15 protein-coding genes are annotated in these 17,707 nt (G+C 72.2%); 9 read left to right on the top strand and 6 right to left on the bottom strand.

What is annotated here, in order from left to right; genetic code table 11:
• The first annotated feature begins 249 nt into the window (after positions 1 to 249).
• Together BMX65_RS23065 and BMX65_RS23060 are read left to right on the top strand one after the other, a co-directional pair.
• Positions 250 to 930: a response regulator transcription factor gene (locus tag BMX65_RS23065; RefSeq protein WP_027760256.1), complete on the top strand. Its 681-nt coding sequence runs from the start codon at positions 250 to 252 to the stop codon at positions 928 to 930.
• Positions 931 to 1,144: 214 nt separating this feature from the next.
• Complete coding sequence (locus tag BMX65_RS23060) at positions 1,145 to 2,431, top strand: ATP-binding protein (RefSeq protein WP_075002272.1); 1,287 nt, start codon at positions 1,145 to 1,147, stop codon at positions 2,429 to 2,431.
• Here the strand turns inward: BMX65_RS23060 and BMX65_RS23055 are convergent.
• Positions 2,351 to 3,118, bottom strand: a complete 768-nt coding sequence (locus BMX65_RS23055; protein WP_075002271.1) for a GtrA family protein — start codon at positions 3,116 to 3,118, stop codon at positions 2,351 to 2,353. The two genes, BMX65_RS23060 and BMX65_RS23055, sit on opposite strands and share 81 nt — an antisense overlap.
• A gap of 432 nt (positions 3,119 to 3,550) precedes the next feature.
• Between BMX65_RS23055 and BMX65_RS23050 the strand changes: the two genes are divergently transcribed.
• From BMX65_RS23050 to BMX65_RS23040, 3 genes are all read left to right on the top strand, one after another.
• Positions 3,551 to 4,714 carry a 5-(carboxyamino)imidazole ribonucleotide synthase gene (locus BMX65_RS23050; RefSeq protein WP_075002270.1) on the top strand — a complete coding sequence of 388 codons (1,164 nt, stop codon included), beginning with the start codon at positions 3,551 to 3,553 and terminating at the stop codon, positions 4,712 to 4,714.
• 75 nt (positions 4,715 to 4,789) lie between these two features.
• Positions 4,790 to 5,338: a 5-(carboxyamino)imidazole ribonucleotide mutase gene (purE, locus tag BMX65_RS23045; protein ID WP_075002269.1), complete on the top strand. Its 549-nt coding sequence runs from the start codon at positions 4,790 to 4,792 to the stop codon at positions 5,336 to 5,338.
• Entirely contained in the window at positions 5,335 to 6,549 is a 1,215-nt protein-coding gene (locus BMX65_RS23040; RefSeq protein WP_075002268.1) for a dipeptidase, read from the top strand. Before purE ends, BMX65_RS23040 begins: the two co-directional genes overlap by 4 nt.
• 201 nt (positions 6,550 to 6,750) lie before the next feature.
• Here BMX65_RS23040 and BMX65_RS23035 read toward each other — a convergent pair whose 3' ends face one another.
• Positions 6,751 to 7,917, bottom strand: coding sequence for an acyl-CoA dehydrogenase family protein (locus BMX65_RS23035; RefSeq protein ID WP_275435245.1), 1,167 nt, complete (start codon positions 7,915 to 7,917; stop codon positions 6,751 to 6,753).
• A 215-nt stretch (positions 7,918 to 8,132) separates the two neighbouring features.
• Here BMX65_RS23035 and BMX65_RS23030 point away from each other — a divergent pair, with 215 nt between their 5' ends.
• Entirely contained in the window at positions 8,133 to 9,476 is a 1,344-nt protein-coding gene (locus BMX65_RS23030; RefSeq protein WP_075002267.1) for a UDP-glucose dehydrogenase family protein, read from the top strand.
• A 159-nt stretch (positions 9,477 to 9,635) separates the two neighbouring features.
• Here the strand turns inward: BMX65_RS23030 and BMX65_RS23025 are convergent, their stop codons facing one another.
• Positions 9,636 to 10,181: a CGNR zinc finger domain-containing protein gene (locus BMX65_RS23025; protein ID WP_075002266.1), complete on the bottom strand. Its 546-nt coding sequence runs from the start codon at positions 10,179 to 10,181 to the stop codon at positions 9,636 to 9,638.
• A gap of 125 nt (positions 10,182 to 10,306) precedes the next feature.
• Here BMX65_RS23025 and BMX65_RS23020 point away from each other — a divergent pair, with 125 nt between their 5' ends.
• A complete protein-coding gene (locus BMX65_RS23020; RefSeq protein WP_075002265.1) occupies positions 10,307 to 10,690 on the top strand; it encodes a VOC family protein in 384 nt (127 codons plus the stop codon).
• Positions 10,691 to 10,834: 144 nt separating this feature from the next.
• Here BMX65_RS23020 and BMX65_RS23015 read toward each other — a convergent pair whose 3' ends face one another.
• Positions 10,835 to 12,097, bottom strand: coding sequence for an LCP family protein (locus tag BMX65_RS23015; protein ID WP_075002264.1), 1,263 nt, complete (start codon positions 12,095 to 12,097; stop codon positions 10,835 to 10,837).
• A 129-nt stretch (positions 12,098 to 12,226) separates the two neighbouring features.
• On the opposite strand from BMX65_RS23015, the gene BMX65_RS23010 reads away from it, so the two are divergent.
• Entirely contained in the window at positions 12,227 to 12,763 is a 537-nt protein-coding gene (locus BMX65_RS23010; protein WP_075002263.1) for an acyl-CoA thioesterase, read from the top strand.
• 45 nt (positions 12,764 to 12,808) lie between these two features.
• Here the strand turns inward: BMX65_RS23010 and BMX65_RS23005 are convergent, their stop codons facing one another.
• Complete coding sequence (locus BMX65_RS23005; RefSeq protein WP_079172040.1) at positions 12,809 to 14,278, bottom strand: LCP family protein; 1,470 nt, start codon at positions 14,276 to 14,278, stop codon at positions 12,809 to 12,811.
• Positions 14,279 to 14,634: 356 nt separating this feature from the next.
• Between BMX65_RS23005 and BMX65_RS23000 the strand changes: the two genes are divergently transcribed.
• Positions 14,635 to 15,678, top strand: coding sequence for a glycosyltransferase family 2 protein (locus BMX65_RS23000; protein ID WP_275435246.1), 1,044 nt, complete (start codon positions 14,635 to 14,637; stop codon positions 15,676 to 15,678).
• 217 nt (positions 15,679 to 15,895) lie between these two features.
• Here BMX65_RS23000 and BMX65_RS22995 read toward each other — a convergent pair whose 3' ends face one another.
• A complete protein-coding gene (locus BMX65_RS22995) occupies positions 15,896 to 17,641 on the bottom strand; it encodes an LCP family protein (RefSeq protein WP_075002261.1) in 1,746 nt (581 codons plus the stop codon).
• Between the last annotated feature and the right edge of the window lie 66 nt (positions 17,642 to 17,707).

The raw sequence follows: 17,707 nt of genomic DNA, 5'->3' as shown, positions 1-17,707 counted from the left end.
CGGAGAAGGACCCCTGGCCGTGGTGCTGTGGCGCCAGGAGTCCTCGACGTTCACTACATAAGTGCATTCACCATAAGTCACCGTCGGCGGCACGAGGGAAGGGCTTGCGAGACAGATCACAGGTGAACCGTGCAACCCTCCCGCTGTTTCGACGGTGTCGTGTTCATATCACCTGGAGATCGACAGTGGCGGCGGAGGGAACGCACCATGTCCCCACTCGCGCTCTGCCACGCGGATTACCATCGGTGCATGACCCGTGTACTGCTCGCCGAGGATGACGCATCGATCTCGGAGCCCCTGGCCCGCGCCCTGCGCCGGGAGGGATACGAGGTCGAGGTCCGCGAGGACGGCCCCGCCGCGCTCGACGCGGGGCTGAGCGAGGGAATCGACCTCGTCGTGCTCGACCTGGGGCTGCCCGGCATGGACGGCCTGGAGGTGTGCCGCAGGCTGCGCAACGAGGGCCACGCGTTCCCCGTCCTCGTGCTGACCGCGCGCGCCGACGAGGTGGACACCGTCGTCGGCCTCGACGCGGGCGCCGACGACTACGTCACCAAGCCCTTCCGGCTCGCCGAGCTGCTCGCGCGCGTCCGTGCCCTGCTGCGCCGCGGCACGCCCGCCGAGCCCGCCCAGCCCCCCGCCACCCACGGCGTGCGGATCGACGTCGAGTCCCACCGCGCCTGGATGGGCGAGGAGGAACTCCAGCTCACCGCCAAGGAGTTCGACCTGCTGCGGGTGCTGGTGCGGGACGCGGGCCGGGTCGTCACCCGGGACCAGCTCATGCGCGAGGTGTGGGACACCACCTGGTGGTCCTCGACCAAGACGCTCGACATGCACATCTCCTGGCTGCGCAAGAAGCTCGGCGACGACGCGGCGAACCCGCGCTACATCGCCACCGTGCGCGGCGTCGGCTTCCGCTTCGAGAAGAGCTGACGCCCCTCGGCCCGCGCAGGGAGCCGGGGCCGCCGGGAAGAGCCGGGCCCCGGGCCCTCCGCGCGGGCGGCCGGCGGAGTCCGCGGCCGGGAGGCACACCCCGGCACCGCCCCCGGCCCCCGGCACCGCCCCCGGAAACAGCCAGGCCCTCGGAAACAGCCAGGCCCCCGAAAACAGCCAGGCCCCCGAAAACAGCTAGGAAAGAAGCCAGCACGTGCGCCGTCGGCTCATCCTGTCCATCCTCGCCGTCGTCCTGGTCGTCGTCGCGGTCTTCGGGATCTCGCTCGTCATCGTCGAGTCCCGCACGATCGAGAACAGCACCAAGGAGAACGTCCGCTCCGAGGCGGTCCGGCTGGTCTCCACCGTGGAGAGCCGGCTGGTGGCCGGGGAGCGGGTGACCGAGGAGTCCATCGGCGTCACCACCTCCAAGGACCGCTACGTCCGCTACATCCGCGTCGAACTGCCCGGCCGCCGTCCCATCGAGGTCGGTGACAAGCCCTCCGGCGAGGTCGTCGAGTCCCGGCAGACCGGCGCGCACGGCGAACGCATCACGGTCCAGGCGTCCCGGTCGGCGGTGCGCGCCGAGGTCGGCCGTACGCTGCTGATCATCCTCGCGGTCGCGCTGCTGGCCGTGATCGCCGCCGCCGTGCTCGCGGTCCGCCAGGCGCACCGCGTGGCCGCCCCGCTCACCGACCTGGCCGAGACCGCCGAGCGCCTCGGCTCCGGTGACCCGCGCCCCCGGCACCGGCGCTACGGGGTACCGGAGCTGGACCGGGTCGCGGATGTGCTGGACGGCAGCGCGGACCGGATCGGCCGGATGCTGACCGCCGAGCGCCGGCTGGCGGCGGACGCCTCGCACCAGTTGCGGACGCCGCTGACCGCGCTGTCCATGCGACTGGAGGAGATCATCGCGATGGCCGAGGGCGACGAGCCCGAGGACCGTGCCGTGGTCAAGGAGGAGGCGACCATTGCGCTCGCCCAGGTCGAGCGGCTCACCGACGTGGTGCAGCGGCTGCTGACCAACTCCCGCGACCCGCGTACCGGCTCGGCGGTCGGCTTCGACCTGGACGAGGTGGTCAAGCAGCAGATAGAGGAGTGGAAGCCCGCCTACCGCAGCGCCGGCCGGGCCATCGTGCGCTCGGGCAAGACGGGGCTGCGGGCCGTGGGCACCCCGGGCGCGGTGGCGCAGGTGCTGGCGACACTGATCGAGAACTCGCTGATGCACGGCGCCGGGACGGTCGCGCTGCGCACCCGGGTGACCGGGAACCAGGTCGTCGTGGAGGTCACGGACGAGGGCCCCGGCGTGGACGAGGCGCTGGGCTCGCGCGTCTTCGAGCGGACGGTGAGCGGTCACAACTCCACCGGCCTGGGCCTCGCAGTGGCACGGGACCTCGCGGAGGCGGACGGCGGGCGGCTGGAGCTACTTCAGCAGTTGCCGCCGGTCTTCGCGCTGTTCCTCAGCCGCGAGGCCGCCGACCTCGACGCGTCCGGCACCGGCTGAGGCCGCCGGTCCGAGGGTCAGCCGGACTCCGGCCGCCGCCTCGTCCCGGATCCCGGCCGCGTCCTCGTCCCGGATCCCCGCCGCCTCGTCCCGGAGCACGGCCCCGGTGCCGACGCCCTCGCCGACACCGGCCGTACCCCCGCCGACACCGGCAGCACCGCCGTCCGCGGGGCGGCGCCGGTCCGGGGCCGGACCGTTCGGCGGCCCCGCGGCGTCGGCCCCGTCGATCCCGCGGGTCCGCACGGGCGCCTTGGTGCGCGCCCGGAAGACCCAGGTGCGGTACGCCCAGAAGCGGAAGGCGGTGCCGACGGCGAGCCCGATGACGTTCTTGGCGATGTTGTCCGCGAGCGTCGAGGTGTAGCCGAGGCCGTAGTGCGAGAGGGCGAGGATGCCGTTCTCCAGCACCAGCCCGGCCCCGCTGAAGAGGAAGAAGAGGACCGTCTCGTGGTGGATCCGGTTCTTGTCGGTGTGCCGGTAGGTCCAGTAGCGGTTGCCCAGGTAGTTGGTGCCGATCGCGACGACCTGTGCGATGACGCCGGAGCGGATGGGTGCGAGCTGGAACGTGTGGATGCACAGGTTGAAGATCGCGACGTTCACCAGGAAGCCCAGCGCACCGACGGCGCCGAACTTGCCCAGTTCGCGCACAAGCCGTTCCAGTCCCGGGCGCATCGTGCGCCATTCACCCATAGCGATACTGCGCCCCGTTTCGGTCGGTGTCGAAGCTGCCCCATGCTAACCAGGCGCGCATTCGGCCTGTAGGGCGATTGACGCACACAGGGGGCCGAAGGTTGCGCAGTGGCGGCCCGCTCCCGGGCGCACTGCCGGTCGGTCCGCGACCGTGCTCAGGTCAGTCCGCGACTCGGTCCGCGACGGTGATCCGGAAAAGGTGACGTCCCGGACGGGTGGTCCCCGTCCGCCTCCGTACCGGCACCGTCTCCGCGGCACGCCGTGGCGGCCGGCAGGACGGGCGGCGCCAGTGTGGCTGGTTTCATACGCCGCGATCCCGGCCCCCGTTTTCCGCAGGTCCCTGTCAGGACCGAGCGGCGCCGAGCACGGGGCAGCGGGGGTGCCGGGCCCCGGGCGGACGGAGCGCCCTCCGGTGCGCCGTACCCTGGAGCCGTGACATTCCCGGTGGTCGGCATGGTCGGCGGTGGCCAGCTCGCTCGTATGACCCACGAGGCGGGCATCCCGCTCGGCATCAGGTTCAAGCTCCTCTCCGATACGGCGCAGGACTCGGCGGCACAAGTCGTCAACGAGGTTGTCGTTGGCGACTACCGAGATCTGGACACGCTGCGGCGCTTCGCCGAAGGCTGCGACGTGATCACTTTCGATCACGAGCACGTGCCCACCGAGCACCTCCGCGCCCTGGAGGCGGACGGCATCCCCGTCCGCCCCGGGCCGGACGCGCTCGTGCACGCGCAGGACAAGGGCGTGATGCGCGCCCGGCTCGCCGAACTCGGCGTGCCCGCGCCACGCAATCGCCTGGTGAGCGACGCCCGCGACGTCGCCGCCTTCGCCGCGGAGGGCGCGGCCCCCGGCACCGGCGACGGCTTCCCCGTCGTCCTCAAGACGGTGCGCGGCGGCTACGACGGCAAGGGCGTGTGGGTCGTGCGCGGCGCCGACGACCCGAACGCGGCCGAGCCCTTCAAGGCCGGCGTTCCCGTGCTCGCCGAGGAGAAGGTCGACTTCGCGCGGGAGCTGGCGGCCAACGTCGTGCGCTCCCCGCACGGGCAGGCCGTCGCCTACCCGGTCGTGGAGTCCGTCCAGGTCGACGGGGTCTGCGACACCGTGATCGCGCCCGCGCCCGAACTGGCCGAGGACCTCGCGCTGGGCGCCCAGGAGATCGCGCTGAAGGTGGCGCACGAGCTGGGGGTCGTCGGGCACCTGGCCGTGGAGCTGTTCGAGACCGCCGACGGACGGCTGCTCGTCAACGAGCTGGCCATGCGGCCGCACAACTCCGGCCACTGGACCCAGGACGGCGCCGTCACCTCGCAGTTCGCCAACCATGTGCGCGCCGTGCTCGACCTGCCGCTGGGCGACCCGCGCTGCCGGGAGCGCTGGACGGTGATGGCCAATGTGCTGGGCGGCGACTACCCCGACATGTACGCGGCGTACCTGCACTGCATGGCCCGCGACCCGCAGCTCAAGATCCACATGTACGGGAAGGACGTGAAGCCCGGCCGCAAGGTGGGGCATGTCAACGTCTACGGTGACGATCTCGCCGAGGTGCGGGAGCGCGCCGCGCACGCCGCCGGATATCTGCGCGGCACCGTCGTGGAGTGAGCCCGCGGGGCGGTGCGCACCGCAGGGCCGCGCGCCGGTCGGCGAGCCGGTCCGGACCAGCTACCTAGGAGCCGTATGAGTACTGCTGCCAGCCCTCTCGTGGGGATCGTCATGGGGTCCGACTCGGACTGGCCCGTCATGGAGGGGGCCGCCAAGGCGCTGGAGGAGTTCTCGGTGCCCTACGAGGTGGACGTCGTCTCCGCGCACCGGATGCCCCGCGAGATGATCGCCTACGGCGAGGACGCCGCCGACCGCGGTCTGAAGGCCGTCATCGCGGGCGCGGGCGGCGCGGCGCACCTGCCGGGCATGCTCGCGTCGGTCACCCCGCTGCCGGTCGTCGGCGTCCCCGTACCGCTGAAGTATCTGGACGGTATGGACTCGCTGCTGTCCATCGTGCAGATGCCCGCGGGGGTCCCCGTCGCGACCGTCTCCGTCGGCGGAGCGCGCAACGCCGGGCTGCTCGCCGTCCGGATGCTCGCCGCGCACGACGGCGAACTGCGCGAGAAGATGCGCGACTTCCAGCAGGAGCTCAACGAGCAGGCCACCGAGAAGGGCAAGCGGCTGCGGGCCAGGGCCGCCGGGGACACCGGGTTCGGCTTCGGCCAGGCGGGAGGCAGCCGGTGACGCGGCCGGACAGCCCCCGCCTGGAGCACGCCCGCGCACTGCTGACCGAGCACCCCGTCGTGGACGGGCACAACGATCTGCCCTGGGCGCTGCGCGAACAGGCGCACTACGACCTGGACAAGCTCGACATCGCACTCGACCAGCGCGAGAAGCTGCACACCGACCTGGCGCGGCTGCGCGCGGGCGGGGTCGGGGCGCAGTTCTGGTCCGTCTACGTACCCGGCGAGCTGACCGGGGACGACGCGGTGAGCGCCACCCTGGAGCAGATCGACGCCGTACGGCTGCTGGCGGCGCGCTACCCGCAGGATCTCCAACTGGCCTTCACCGCCGAGGACGTGGAGGCGGCGCACGCGCAGCGGCGCATCGCCTCGCTGATGGGCGCCGAGGGCGGGCACTCCATCAACAACTCGCTGGCCGCGCTGCGCGCCCTGTACCAGCTCGGGGTGCGCTATCTGACGCTCACCCACAACAACTCGCTGGACTGGGCCGACTCGGCCACCGACGAGCCGCGCGCGGGCGGCCTGAGCCGCTTCGGCGAAGAGGTCGTCCGGGAGATGAACCGGCTCGGCATGCTGGTGGACCTCTCGCACGTGGCGGCCGAGACGATGCGCGCCGCGCTGCGGGTCACCGAGGCCCCCGTCCTCTTCTCGCACTCCTCCGCGCGTGCCGTCTGCGACCACCCGCGCAACATCCCGGACGACGTGCTCGCCCAGCTCCCCGCCAACGGGGGCGTGGCGATGGCCACCTTCGTGCCCAAGTTCATCCTCCCCGAGGCGGTGGCCTGGACCCGGGCGGCCGACGAGAACATGCGGGCGCACGGTCTCGATCACCTCGACCTGTCCGACGAGGGCCGTGCGGTGCAGCGCGAGTTCGAGCGCGCCAACCCGCGGCCCATCCCGGACGCGAGCACTGTCGCCGACCACCTCGACCACATGCGCGAGGTCGCGGGGATCGACCACATCGGCATCGGCGGCGACTTCGACGGCACCGCCTTCACCCCGGCCCAGCTCTCGGACGTGGCCGGCTACCCGCACCTGGTGGCCGAGCTGCTGGACCGCAACTGGTCCGAGGCCGACCTGGCCAAGCTGACCTGGTCCAACGCTCTGCGCGTGCTGCGCGAGGCGGAGGAGGCGGCCCGGACGCTGCAGACGCAGCGCGGTCCCTCGATCGCCACGATCGACCAGTTGGACGGCGCCCGGCAGGCGGGCTGACCGGCCGGCGCCGGTTCGGTGGGCCGACCGGCACCGGTTCGGTGGGCCGATCCGCGCCGGGAGGGCCGCGCGACCCGGCGCGCCGAGCACCGCCACGGGCGCGCCCGGTGCGCACCGGACCGGGCCGGGCCCGGGGGAAGCACCACGTGCTGCCCCCGGGCCCGGCCCGGTCTCCCGGCTGCCGCCGGCCCGCGGAATCCGCTACGGCAGGTTCCGCGCCATCACGATCCGCTGCACCTGGTTGGTGCCCTCGTAGATCTGGGTGATCTTCGCGTCCCGCATCATCCGCTCGACGGGGTAGTCGCGGGTGTAGCCGTAGCCGCCGAGGAGCTGGACGGCGTCGGTGGTGATCTCCATGGCGGCGTCCGAGGCGTAGCACTTGGCGGCGGCGCCGAAGAAGGTCAGGTCCTCCTTCTCGCTGCCTTCCGAGACCCGCTCGGAGCGTGCGGCGGCCGCGTAGGTGAGCTGCCGGGCGGCCTCGATCTTCATGGCCATGTCGGCCAGCATGAACTGCACGCCCTGGAAGTCGCCGATGGGCTTGCCGAACTGCTTGCGCTCCTGGACGTACCCCTTCGCGTAGTCCAGCGCCCCCTGGGCGATGCCCAGGGCCTGTGCGGCGATGGTGATGCGGGTGTGGTCGAGGGTCTTCATGGCGGTGGCGAAGCCGCTGCCCTCGGCGCCGATCATCCGGTCGGCCGGGATGCGCACCTTGTCCAGGTAGACCTCCCGGGTGGGGGAGCCCTTGATGCCCAGCTTCTTCTCCGGGGCGCCGAAGGAGACGCCCGGGTCGTCCTTCTCCACCACGAACGCGGAGATGCCCTTGGTGCGCTTCTCGGCGTCGGTGACGGCCATCACCGTGTAGTAGTCGGAGACCCCGGCGTTGGTGATCCAGCGCTTGACGCCGTCGAGGACCCAGTGGTCCCCGTCGCGCACGGCCTTGGTCTTCATGCCGCCCGCGTCGGATCCGGCGTCCGGCTCGCTCAGGCAGTAGGAGAACATCGCGTCGCCCTTGGCCAGCGGCGTCAGGTAGCGCTTCTTGAGCTCTTCCGAGGCGGAGAGGATCACCGGCAGCGAGCCGAGCTTGTTGACGGCCGGGATGAGGGAGGAGGAGCCGCAGACCCGGGCGACCTCCTCGATGACGATGACGGTGGCCAGTGCGTCGGCCCCGGCGCCGCCGTAGGTCTCGGGTACGTGCACCGCGTGCAGGTCGTTGGCGACCAGGGCGTCCCGGGCCTCCTGCGGGAACCGCGCCTCCTCGTCCACTTCGGCGGCGTGCGGCGCGATCTTCGCCTCGGCGAGCGCGCGCACCGAGTCGCGGAGCATCTCGTGCTCCTCGGACGGCCGGTAGAGGTCGAAATCAGACGCCAAGGTGTCTCACTCCTTCGAGAGGATGCGGAATGCCTGGGGTGCCACGGGCTGCTGGTTGCCTCGGTTGTCGTGCCGGGTGCCCCGGGATTGCTAATTACCGTTAAGTAACCCCAATTTTAGTGGCCGTCGGCGCCTCGGGGGTACGTGAGGTTCGCGACAGGAGGGGTCCCGTTATGCTCGCGGACAGCGTTCTGCCGTCCCAAGGAGCTCATCGCATGGCCTCGCCCAAGATCACCGTGATCGGCCTCGGCTATCTCGGCGCCACCCACGCGGCCGCCATGGCCGAACTGGGGTTCGAGGTGCTGGGGCTGGACGTCGTCCCGGAGAAGATGCGCAAGCTGGAGCAGGGGCAGGCGCCCATGTTCGAGCCGGGGCTGGAGGAGCTGCTGCGCGCACATGTCGCCGGGGTCGAGGGCTCCACCGGGCGACTGCGCTTCACCGACTCCTGGGAGGAGCTGGGCGCCTTCGGCGACGTGCACTTCCTGTGCGTCAACACCCCGCAGAAGCACGGCGAGTTCGCCTGCGACATGAGCTACGTCGAGCGCGCGGTCGACTCCCTCGCGCCGCATCTGCACGGGCCCGCGCTCGTCGTCGGCAAGTCCACCGTCCCGGTCGGCAGCGCCGAGCGGCTCGCGACCCGGATCGCCGAGCTGGCGCCCGCCGGTCAGGAGGCCGAGCTGGCCTGGAACCCCGAGTTCCTGCGGGAGAGCTTCGCCGTCAAGGACACCCTCCACCCCGACCGCATCGTCGTCGGGGTCGGCGGGCCGCGCGGCGAGGCGCTGCTCCGCGAGGTGTACGCGCAGCCGGTCGCCGAGGGCACCCCCTTCCTGGTGACCGACTTCCCGACGGCCGAGCTGGTCAAGACTGCGGCAAACTCCTTCCTGGCCACGAAGATCTCCTTCATCAACGCCATGGCCGAGGTCTGCGAGGCCGCGGGCGGCGACGTGGTCAAGCTCGCCGAGGCCATCGGCCACGACGACCGCATCGGCCACAAGTTCCTCCGGGCCGGGATCGGCTTCGGCGGCGGCTGCCTGCCCAAGGACATCCGCGCCTTCATGGCCCGCGCCGGCGAGCTGGGCGCCTCCGAGGCGCTCACCTTCCTGCGCGAGGTCGACTCCATCAACATGCGGCGCCGCGCCCAGATGGTCGAGCTGGCCCGGGACGCGCTGGGCGGGGTGCTGCTCGGCAAGCGGATCGCCGTGCTGGGCGCCACCTTCAAGCCCGACTCCGACGACGTACGCGACTCGCCCGCGCTCAACGTCGCGGGGCAGCTGCACCTCCAGGGTGCCCAGGTGACGGTCTACGACCCCAAGGGCATGGAGAACGCGCGGGCCGTCTTCCCCACGCTGGGCTACGCGGACAGCGCGCTGGACGCCGCACACGGCGCCGATGTGGTGCTGCATCTGACGGAGTGGCCGGAGTTCAAGGAGCTCGACCCGGCCGCGCTGGGCGACGTCGTCGCCTCCCGCCATCTTCTCGACGGCCGCAACACCCTGGACTCCGCGCTCTGGCGCAAGTCCGGCTGGCTCTTCCGCGCACTCGGCCGCCCCACCGCGTGACCCCGGCGGCCCACGGGGCCTGACCGCGCGCGGCCGGGCCGGGGCCGGGCTGCGCCAGGCCGGGCCGGACCGTCTCGGTGAGGGCCGGCCGGGCCGGTCCGCAGGCTCGTGGAGCGCGCCTCCGTGCCCGGAGGCGCGGTCACGGGCCTCCGCCGGCCGCTAGGAGCCGCGCCGGGCGCGGTAGGTGCGCATCTTGGCGCGGCTCCCGCAGACGGCCATGCTGCACCAGCGGCTGCGGCCCGCGGGGCTGCGGTCGTAGTAGACCCAGCGGCAGTCGTGCGCCTCGCACGCCTTCAGCCGCTGCCAGGTGCCCTCGCCCGCCGCGGTGGCGATGCGGGCGGCCAGGTGGGCCGCGAGGGCGGGAAGGCCCGTCAGGCCGGGTGCGGGCCGCAGCACCGCCTCACCCCGGGGGCCGAGCCGCAGCGCGAGCGGCGCCGCGCCCAGCAGCCGCTCCAGGGCCTCGGCCGCCTCCGGCGGGACCGCCGCGCCCGTGTGGGCCGTACAGGCGGCGCGCAGCGCCTCCCGGAGCTCGCGCAGCTCCGCCAGGTCGGCCGCGCCGAGCCGGTACCGCGCCAGCCCCTGGTCGTCGGCGAACCGGGTCAGGTCCGCCGGGGAGGCCAGTCCGTCGGTGCCGGATTCGATGTCGAGGGTGTTCACCAACTTCTGCACCAGACGGAGGGACTCGGGTGCTTCTCTGTCTCCCACTCTTGTGACGTTACCGGTCTTCACCCATCATGGGGTAACTCGGGCTGTTACCCCATGCAGCCCTCTGGCGGTAACGTCTGCGGCGGTCGAGCGGTGGTTGCCGAGCAGCGGAGAGAGGAATCACGATGGCCATCCCCACGATGGGCGTAGTCGTACTCGACTGCCCCGACCCCCTGCGGCTGGCGGACTTCTATGCCCGGATGCTGGGCTGGACGGTGGATCCGGGCGGCGACAGCACGTGGGCGGAGGTGCTGGACACCGACGGCCGCAGACGGCTGGCGTTCCAGGAGGCGTCCGGGTTCGTCCCGCCGCAGTGGCCGAGCGGGGAGCACTCCCAGCAGCTCCACCTCGACCTGGACGTGCCGCGGGCCCACCTGGAGGAGGCCGAGCGGGAGGTGCTGGCGCTGGGCGCCCGGCTCATCCAGGACGACGCGGACGGCACGCGGGACTTCCGCGTCTATCTCGACCCGGCGGGGCACCCCTTCTGTCTGTGCCTGTGCGACCACTGAGCGGCCGGGTGGCCGCCCGCTGACCCGCCTGCCGCAGAGCGGAACGACGACGGCCAGGCCCCGCTTCCGGGAGCCTGGCCGTCCTGTGTGCCGTGGGGTGGCCGCCGCGGCGGTCGCCCCAGGGGTGCGCCGCAGGGGTGCGCCTCAGCGGTCGGAGGTCACCGTCACCTTCTCGTCGTTGTTGAGCTGGTCGACGAGCTTCTTGACCTTGGCCCGGTCCCACTGCAGGTTGCCGTTCGGCGTCGAACCGGAGATCGGCATGTTCATGGAAGTGCCGTCGCCCCCGGAGACGCCCTTCATCGCCCAGAACATCGAGGCGACGTTCCACAGGCTCATGTCCTTGTCCACCTTGAGGGTGTCCAGACCCGCGCCCATCGTCGGGTAGAGCTTGAACGGGTTGAGCACGGTGCTGGGGGTCGCGGCCTGGTTCGCCAGCGCGGCGAGGAACTTCTGCTGGTTCTTGGTGCGGTCCAGGTCGCTGCCGGGCAGCGCGTACCGGGTGCGGACGAAGGCGAGCGCCTCCCGGCCGTCGAGGGTCTGCTTGCCCTTCTCGAAGTCGGCGCCGGACTTCTTGTCCTTGATGTCGCGGGGGATGTCCATCTCCACACCGCCGACCGCGTCCACGATCTTGGCGAACCCGCCGAAGCCGATCTCCGCGTAGTGGTCGATCCGCAGTCCGGTGTTGTGCTCGACGGTCCGGACCAGGAGCGTGGGGCCGTCCTCGGCGTAGGTCGCGTTGATCTTCGTGTGGCGGCCCTTGGCCGGGTACTTCTTGCCGGACTCGGAGCCGGTGTAGGACGGCACCTCGACGTTCGAGTCGCGGGGCAGCGAGACCATGGTGTTCCCGTTGCTGCCGACGTGCAGGATCATGATCGAGTCGGTGCGGCCGCCGTCGGTGGGCCCGCCGGTGTGCAGATTCTGCCGCTCCTCGTCGCTCATCCCCTCGCGACTGTCCGAGCCGACGATCAGATAGTTGGTCCCGTCGCCCGCGTCGGGACGGTCCTCGACGATGCTGAGGTCCACCTCGCGGCGCAGCTTGGAGTCCGCCCAGAAGTAGGTGCCGACCGACCACACCAGCAGCACGACGACCAGGGTGAGCAGTGTCCACTTGGTGCGACGGCGCCAGTCCGGGCGGGGGCGGTCGCCGTAGTCGCCGCCGCGGCCGCCGCCGTAGACCTGGCCCTCGCTGTAGCCGGAGTCGTAGCCGTCCTGCGGCTGTCCGTAGCGCGCGTCGTGGCCACCCGGACCGTACCCCGGGCCGCCCTGCCCGGAGCCCCGGGTCTGCGGGGGCACGCCGGGAGCCGATGTATGGGGCATGACACGTGTGGGGTCGGGCCGGGGCGCGCCGCGGCCACGACCTTCCCGGCCCCGCGAGCTGTCGGTCCAACCATCGGGCCACTGATTCATGTCCCGCAGTGTGCCTGCACTCCGGGGGAGGAACACAGGGCGGGTACCACTTCGGGGGAAGGCTGTAGCAGTTCTGATGCAGAATGCCGGGTTCTGAGGGGCTTCCTCCGCGCGCATAAGGTGGTGCACATGAACCACCAGGCGCACACGGCGCACGGCGAGCTCCCGGGCAAGCCGACGGCCGCCTCCCGGACCACCCTCTCCCACATCATGACCGCGGGTGACACCAACCTGCTCGGGACCGTGCACGGCGGGGTGATCATGAAGCTGGCCGACGACGCGGCCGGGGCCGTGGCCGGGCGCCACTCGGAGGGCCCTGCCGTCACCGCCTCGATGGACGAGATGGTCTTCCTCGAACCGGTCAGGGTGGGTGACCTCGTCCATGTGAAGGCCCAGGTCAACTGGGTCGGCCGGACCTCCATGGAGGTCGGTGTGCGGGTGCTGGCGGAGCGCTGGAACGAGTCGACGCCCGCCACCCAGGTCGGCTCCGCCTATCTCGTCTTCGCGGCGATCGACGAGGACGGCAAGCCGCGTTCCGTGCCGCCGGTGATACCGGAGACCGAGAAGGACCGGCGCCGCTACCAGGAGGCGCAGATCCGCCGGACCCACCGGCTGGCCCGCCGCCGCGCCATCAAGGAACTGCGCGCCAGCCGCTCCCCGGACTGAGCCCCGCGCCCGGCAGCCGCGCGGGGCCGGTCCCGGGCCGCGGGCTCATCCGCAGTCGGCCTCGTCCCCACGCATCGGGGCCTCGTCCGGAGTGCCGTGCGCGGCGGGGGCGCGTACCGGCCGTACGCGCTGGTCCGGGTCGCCGACCGTGACTTTCATCCGGGCGCCGCGGTGCGGGGCCTTCACCAGCTTCGCCCCCGGGAGCGCCGCGGCCAGGGAGCGGGCCGAGCGGTCCCAGCGCGGGTCGTAGACGATGGTCGTCCGGGTGTGCTCGGCGTGCCGGGCGTTGGAGGGCGCGCCGGTGGTGGCGAACCCGGTGCCGCGCAGCTCCCGGTCGATCCGTGCCCCGAGCCCGCGGCGGCCCGTGGCGTTCGCGATCTCGACGCGGATGTCGCGCGGGGCGACCTCGACCCGCGGCTTCTCGTCCCTGCCGGAGCCCTCCTGCTCGGACGCGTCCCCGTCGGACGCCGCCCGGCCCGACGCTGCCGGGTCGGACGCTGCCGGGTCGGACGCCCGGTCCGACGCTGCGGGGGTGGACGCCGCGGGGTCGGGTGCGGCGGGTGCGGAGAGCGGCCGGTCCGCGCGCAGGGCCGCGAACAGCTTCGCCGCCCTGGGCCGGTCCCACTCGACGGTGGAGCCCAGTCCGGGCACCCGGTGGTCGACGTCGGACAGCGGCACGGAGGCGAACTCCGAGGAGGCGAGGCTGAAGCCGCGCATCGCCCGGCCCAGTGCCATCATCTGCTCGGTGCCGAATCCGGGGTCGGCGCGTACCGACTCCAGCAGGGTGGCGGCCACCTTGTTGAAGCGCACGGGGTTCATCAGGACCCCGGTGTCCGTGGCCCGGGAGATGACCGAGGCGAGGAAGTGCTGCTGCCGCTTCATCCGGCTCAGGTCCGAGCCGCCGTCCAGGTGCCGGGCCCGCACGTACTGCAGCGCCTGGCCGCCGTTCAGCTTGGTGGTGCCCTTGGGCAGGTCCAGCCCCGAGTAGCTGTCCTTGAGCGGCCGGGTGGTGCAGACCCGGACGCCGCCCAGGACGTCCACCGTGCTCATGAAGCTGGTGAAGTCGACCTCCAGGTAGTGGTCGACGTGCACGTCGGTGAGCTTCTCCACCGCCCGCACGGTCAGCGGGGCACCGCCGGCGGTGTAGGCGGCGTTCAGCTTGGCCGGCCGCCCGGCCACCCGCTTGCCGGTGGCGCGGTCCTTGTGCGGCGGCAGCTCGGTGTAGGTGTCGCGGGGGAGGCTGACGACGGTGGCGCGGTCCCGGTCGCCGGAGAGGTGCACCAGCAGCATCGTGTCCGTGCAGTCGCAGGCCGAGCCGCCCAGGTTGTACCGCTCCTTCTGGATCGCCGAGACCCCGTCCCGCCGGTCGGTTCCGACGACGAGGAAGTTGACGCCGTTGTCGCCCTTGGGGCGGCTGTCGGTGTCGAGGTCGTCGAACGGATCGACCCTGCGCACGTCCGCGCTCAGCCCGGTCACCATTGCATGGCCGACCCCGCCGGCGGCCAGCAGCAGCACGGAGGCACCCGTGGCGATCCGCAGGCCCCAGCGCGGGCCCGGACGGCTCCAGCTCGGGCGGCGGCGGCCCCGGCTGCGGCTCCTGCCGGGACGCTTGCGAGTTCCCTGAGGACTGCCGTGGGGGCTTCTGTGCGGGCTTCTGTGGGGGGAGGAGGCGCGTCGGGGCAAGGGTGGCCGCCTTCCGCGAGAGAAGAACAGGAACAATACCTAGAGTGACAATAAGGTGACGTGAAGTTCCCACACTGTATGCCGGTACGATCTCCGGATCGTGCGTACACGCCGTCCCGTTCCCGGAGCCCCCTGCCGTGGGGCGCGTGTGTGCGGAGCGTTCGCCCGATCGCGGTAACGTGAGCGCCGTGACTCGCGAGAACCGACGTCCTTCCGCGGACGCAGCCCCGCCCCCCGTTTCCGTGATCATGCCGGTACTCGACGAGGAACGGCACCTGCGCAGCTCTGTGCGGCACATCCTGGAGCAGCGCTACGACGGTGAGCTGGAGGTGGTCATCGCGCTGGGTCCGTCCACGGACCGCACGGACGAGATCGCCGCCGAGCTGGTCGCCGAGGACCCCCGCGTGCGCACGGTGCCCAACCCCACGGGCCGCACCCCCGCGGGGCTGAACGCCGCCATCGGGGCGTCCCGGCATCCGGTGGTGGTGCGGGTCGACGGGCACGGCATGCTCTCCGCCGACTACATCGCCACGGCCGTGCGGCTCCTGGAGGAGACGGGCGCGGCCAACGTCGGCGGCATCATGCACGCCGAGGGTGAGAACGCCTGGGAGCACGCCGTCGCCGCCGCGATGACCTCGAGGGTCGGGGTGGGCAACGCCGCCTTCCACACCGGCGGGGCCGCAGGCGAGGCGGAGACGGTCTACCTGGGGGTCTTCCGCCGCGAGGTGCTGGAGCAGCAGGGCGGATACAACGAGGAGTTCATCCGGGCCCAGGACTGGGAGCTGAACTTCCGCATCCGCTCCGCCGGCGGGCTGATCTGGTTCTCGCCCGAGCTGCGGGTCTCCTACCGCCCCCGGCCCAGCGTGCGCGCCCTGGCCAAGCAGTACCGCAACTACGGCCGCTGGCGGCACGTCGTCGCCCGCTACCACGCGGGCTCCATCAACCTGCGCTACCTGGCCCCGCCGGTCGCCCTGTGCGCCGTCGCGGCGGGCTTGGTGGCCGGTGCCGCCCTCACGCCCTGGGCGCTGGTGGTGCCCGGCGGCTATCTGGCGGCCATAGCGGCCGGTTCGCTGCCCGCGGGCCGCGGTCTCCCGCTCGCGGCGCGCGCGCAGATCCCGGTCGCGCTCGCCACCATGCACATGTCCTGGGGCTGGGGCTTCCTGACCAGCCCGAAGAAGCTGGCCCGCAAGGTCATCGCCAGCCGCCGCGAGCCGGTACCGGCGACCCGGTAGCGGGGCGGCCGCGGGCGGCCGCGACCGTGGCCGCACAGCGCACAGCGCACAGCGCACAGCGCACAGCGCACAGCGCACAGTAAGGGGCGCCCTCTTCTGAGGGCGCCCCTTACTCGCGTCCGGCATCCGGTGGCAGGTCCTCATCCCGCGGTCCTGCGTCAGGGCTCCACCCTGTTGAGGGCCTCACCACGTGAGGTGCCTCACCACGTTCAGGGCCTCACCACGTGTAGTTCGGGTTGACGTCCATGCACGCCTTCTTGTCGTCGCCCCGCAGGGCGTCCGCGCTCTCGGGCGCCTTGTGGTGGCCCTTGTCGGCCTTCCCGCCGCCGTCGCTCTCCGGGTAGCTCGCGCCCTCCCGCCAGTCGGCGCCGATGACGAGGGTGACCTGCTGCACGCCCGTGGAGTGCTTCACCAGCCGCTCGGGGATGCCGAGCGCTTCGGCGACGGCCAGCGCGTCGCCGCGCAGCTCCTCGCGCGGGTAGCGGACGGTGGTGTCGGCGCGCGACTGGGGCGTCGGGTCGGTCGCGGCGCGGCCGAAGCCCTTGCCGGTCAGGGTCTGGGCCACCTGGCCCGCCCGGCCGGTCACCGGCCGCTGCAGAGAGGTGCCGGTCCCGTTCATCACACTGACCGGGATGTCGGCCTTCGGCTGGGACGGCTCGGTGGGCTGTGCGGACTTGCTCGCCTCCGCCTTCTTCCGGTCCTTGCCGTCGAGCGCCACATCGTTGCGCACGAGGGAGAAGACCTGGTCCGCGTCGTCCTTCTTCGGGACCACGTAGCTGCCACCGCCCCCGTACTCCCACGGCATGGTGGCCATGGTGATCCGCTTGGTCGGCACCTGCTTGAGGTCGTTGCCCAGGTCGTAGAGCTTCTTGACCGTGCCGATCCCCTTGTCGACGGTGAGTGCCTTGGTGGCGGACTCCGCCAGGCCGCGCAGCTTGCCCGGGTCGCTCAGCTTCGTCCCGGCCTTGAGCTGGCGCACCATCGCGTTCATGTACATGTGCTGGGCCTTGGCGCGCCCTATGTCCGTGCCGTCGCCGAAGCCGTGCCGGGTCCGCAGCCAGCTCAGCGCCTGCTCGCCCTTGATGACCGTGGTGCCCTTCTCCAGCTTCAGCTTCGACTTCGGGTCGTGCACGTTCTCCTTGACGCAGACCGGGACGCCGCCGACCGCGTCGGCCATGGAGACCACGCCCGAGAAGTCGATCATCATGAAGTGGTCGACCGGGATGCCGGTCATCTCTTCCCAGGTCGCCACGGTGCACCCGGGGCCGCCGTGCTGGAGACTGGTGTTGATCTTGTCCGTGGTCGTCGGATAGACCTTCCCGTCGTCCGGGTCGGTGCACTTGGGGATCGTCGTCCGGGTGTCCCGCGGTACGGAGACGACGGACATGTTGCTGCGGTCCGCGGATATGTGCAGCAGCATCTGCACGTCCGCCAGCGGCGGCCGGTCGCGGTCGGCGCGGGAGCCGCCGAGCCGGACGTTCTCCTTGGAGGCCCGCGAGTCGGAGCCCAGCAGCAGGATGTTCAGCGGAGTCTGCCCCGCGGCGTTCGGGTCCGAGTGGTGGAGCTTGTTGTCCCCGAGGTTGAGGTCGTCCTTGCTCAGGTTGCCGTTGAGGTGCTGGTAATAGAAGTAGCCCGCTGCCGCGGTCGCGAGTATGAGCACCGAGAGGACGGTCGCGGACCAGCGCAGCACGCGGCGGCCGCGGCTCCGCCGCGGGGCGCCGTTCACCGCCGGACCCTCGCCACCCGCTCCGGAGGCGCCGCCGCCGTCCGGTCCGCTCCCTCCGCCGCCGGCACCGGACGCGGGTGCGGCACCGGGTGCGGATACGGCGGCGGAGGCGTGCCCGCCACGGGGGCCGGGCTCCGCCGGGTGCTCCCCGTACAGGCTCTCGTCCCAACCGCGGTCGGCGGCGGTGGGGACGCCGCGCTGCGTCTCTCCGCCGCCGTCGGTGTCGTCGTGCCGCACGGGACCTCCCGGGGATGTTCCTGTTGTGCTGCCCCCGGGCGTCCGGTGGGACGTGTCGGAGGGGCC

This window comes from Streptomyces qinglanensis, assembly GCF_900111245.1.
Lineage (GTDB): Bacteria > Actinomycetota > Actinomycetes > Streptomycetales > Streptomycetaceae > Streptomyces > Streptomyces qinglanensis.
The sequence above is the reverse complement of the archived record's forward strand: the minus strand, read 5'-3'. Positions and strand labels throughout refer to the sequence as shown.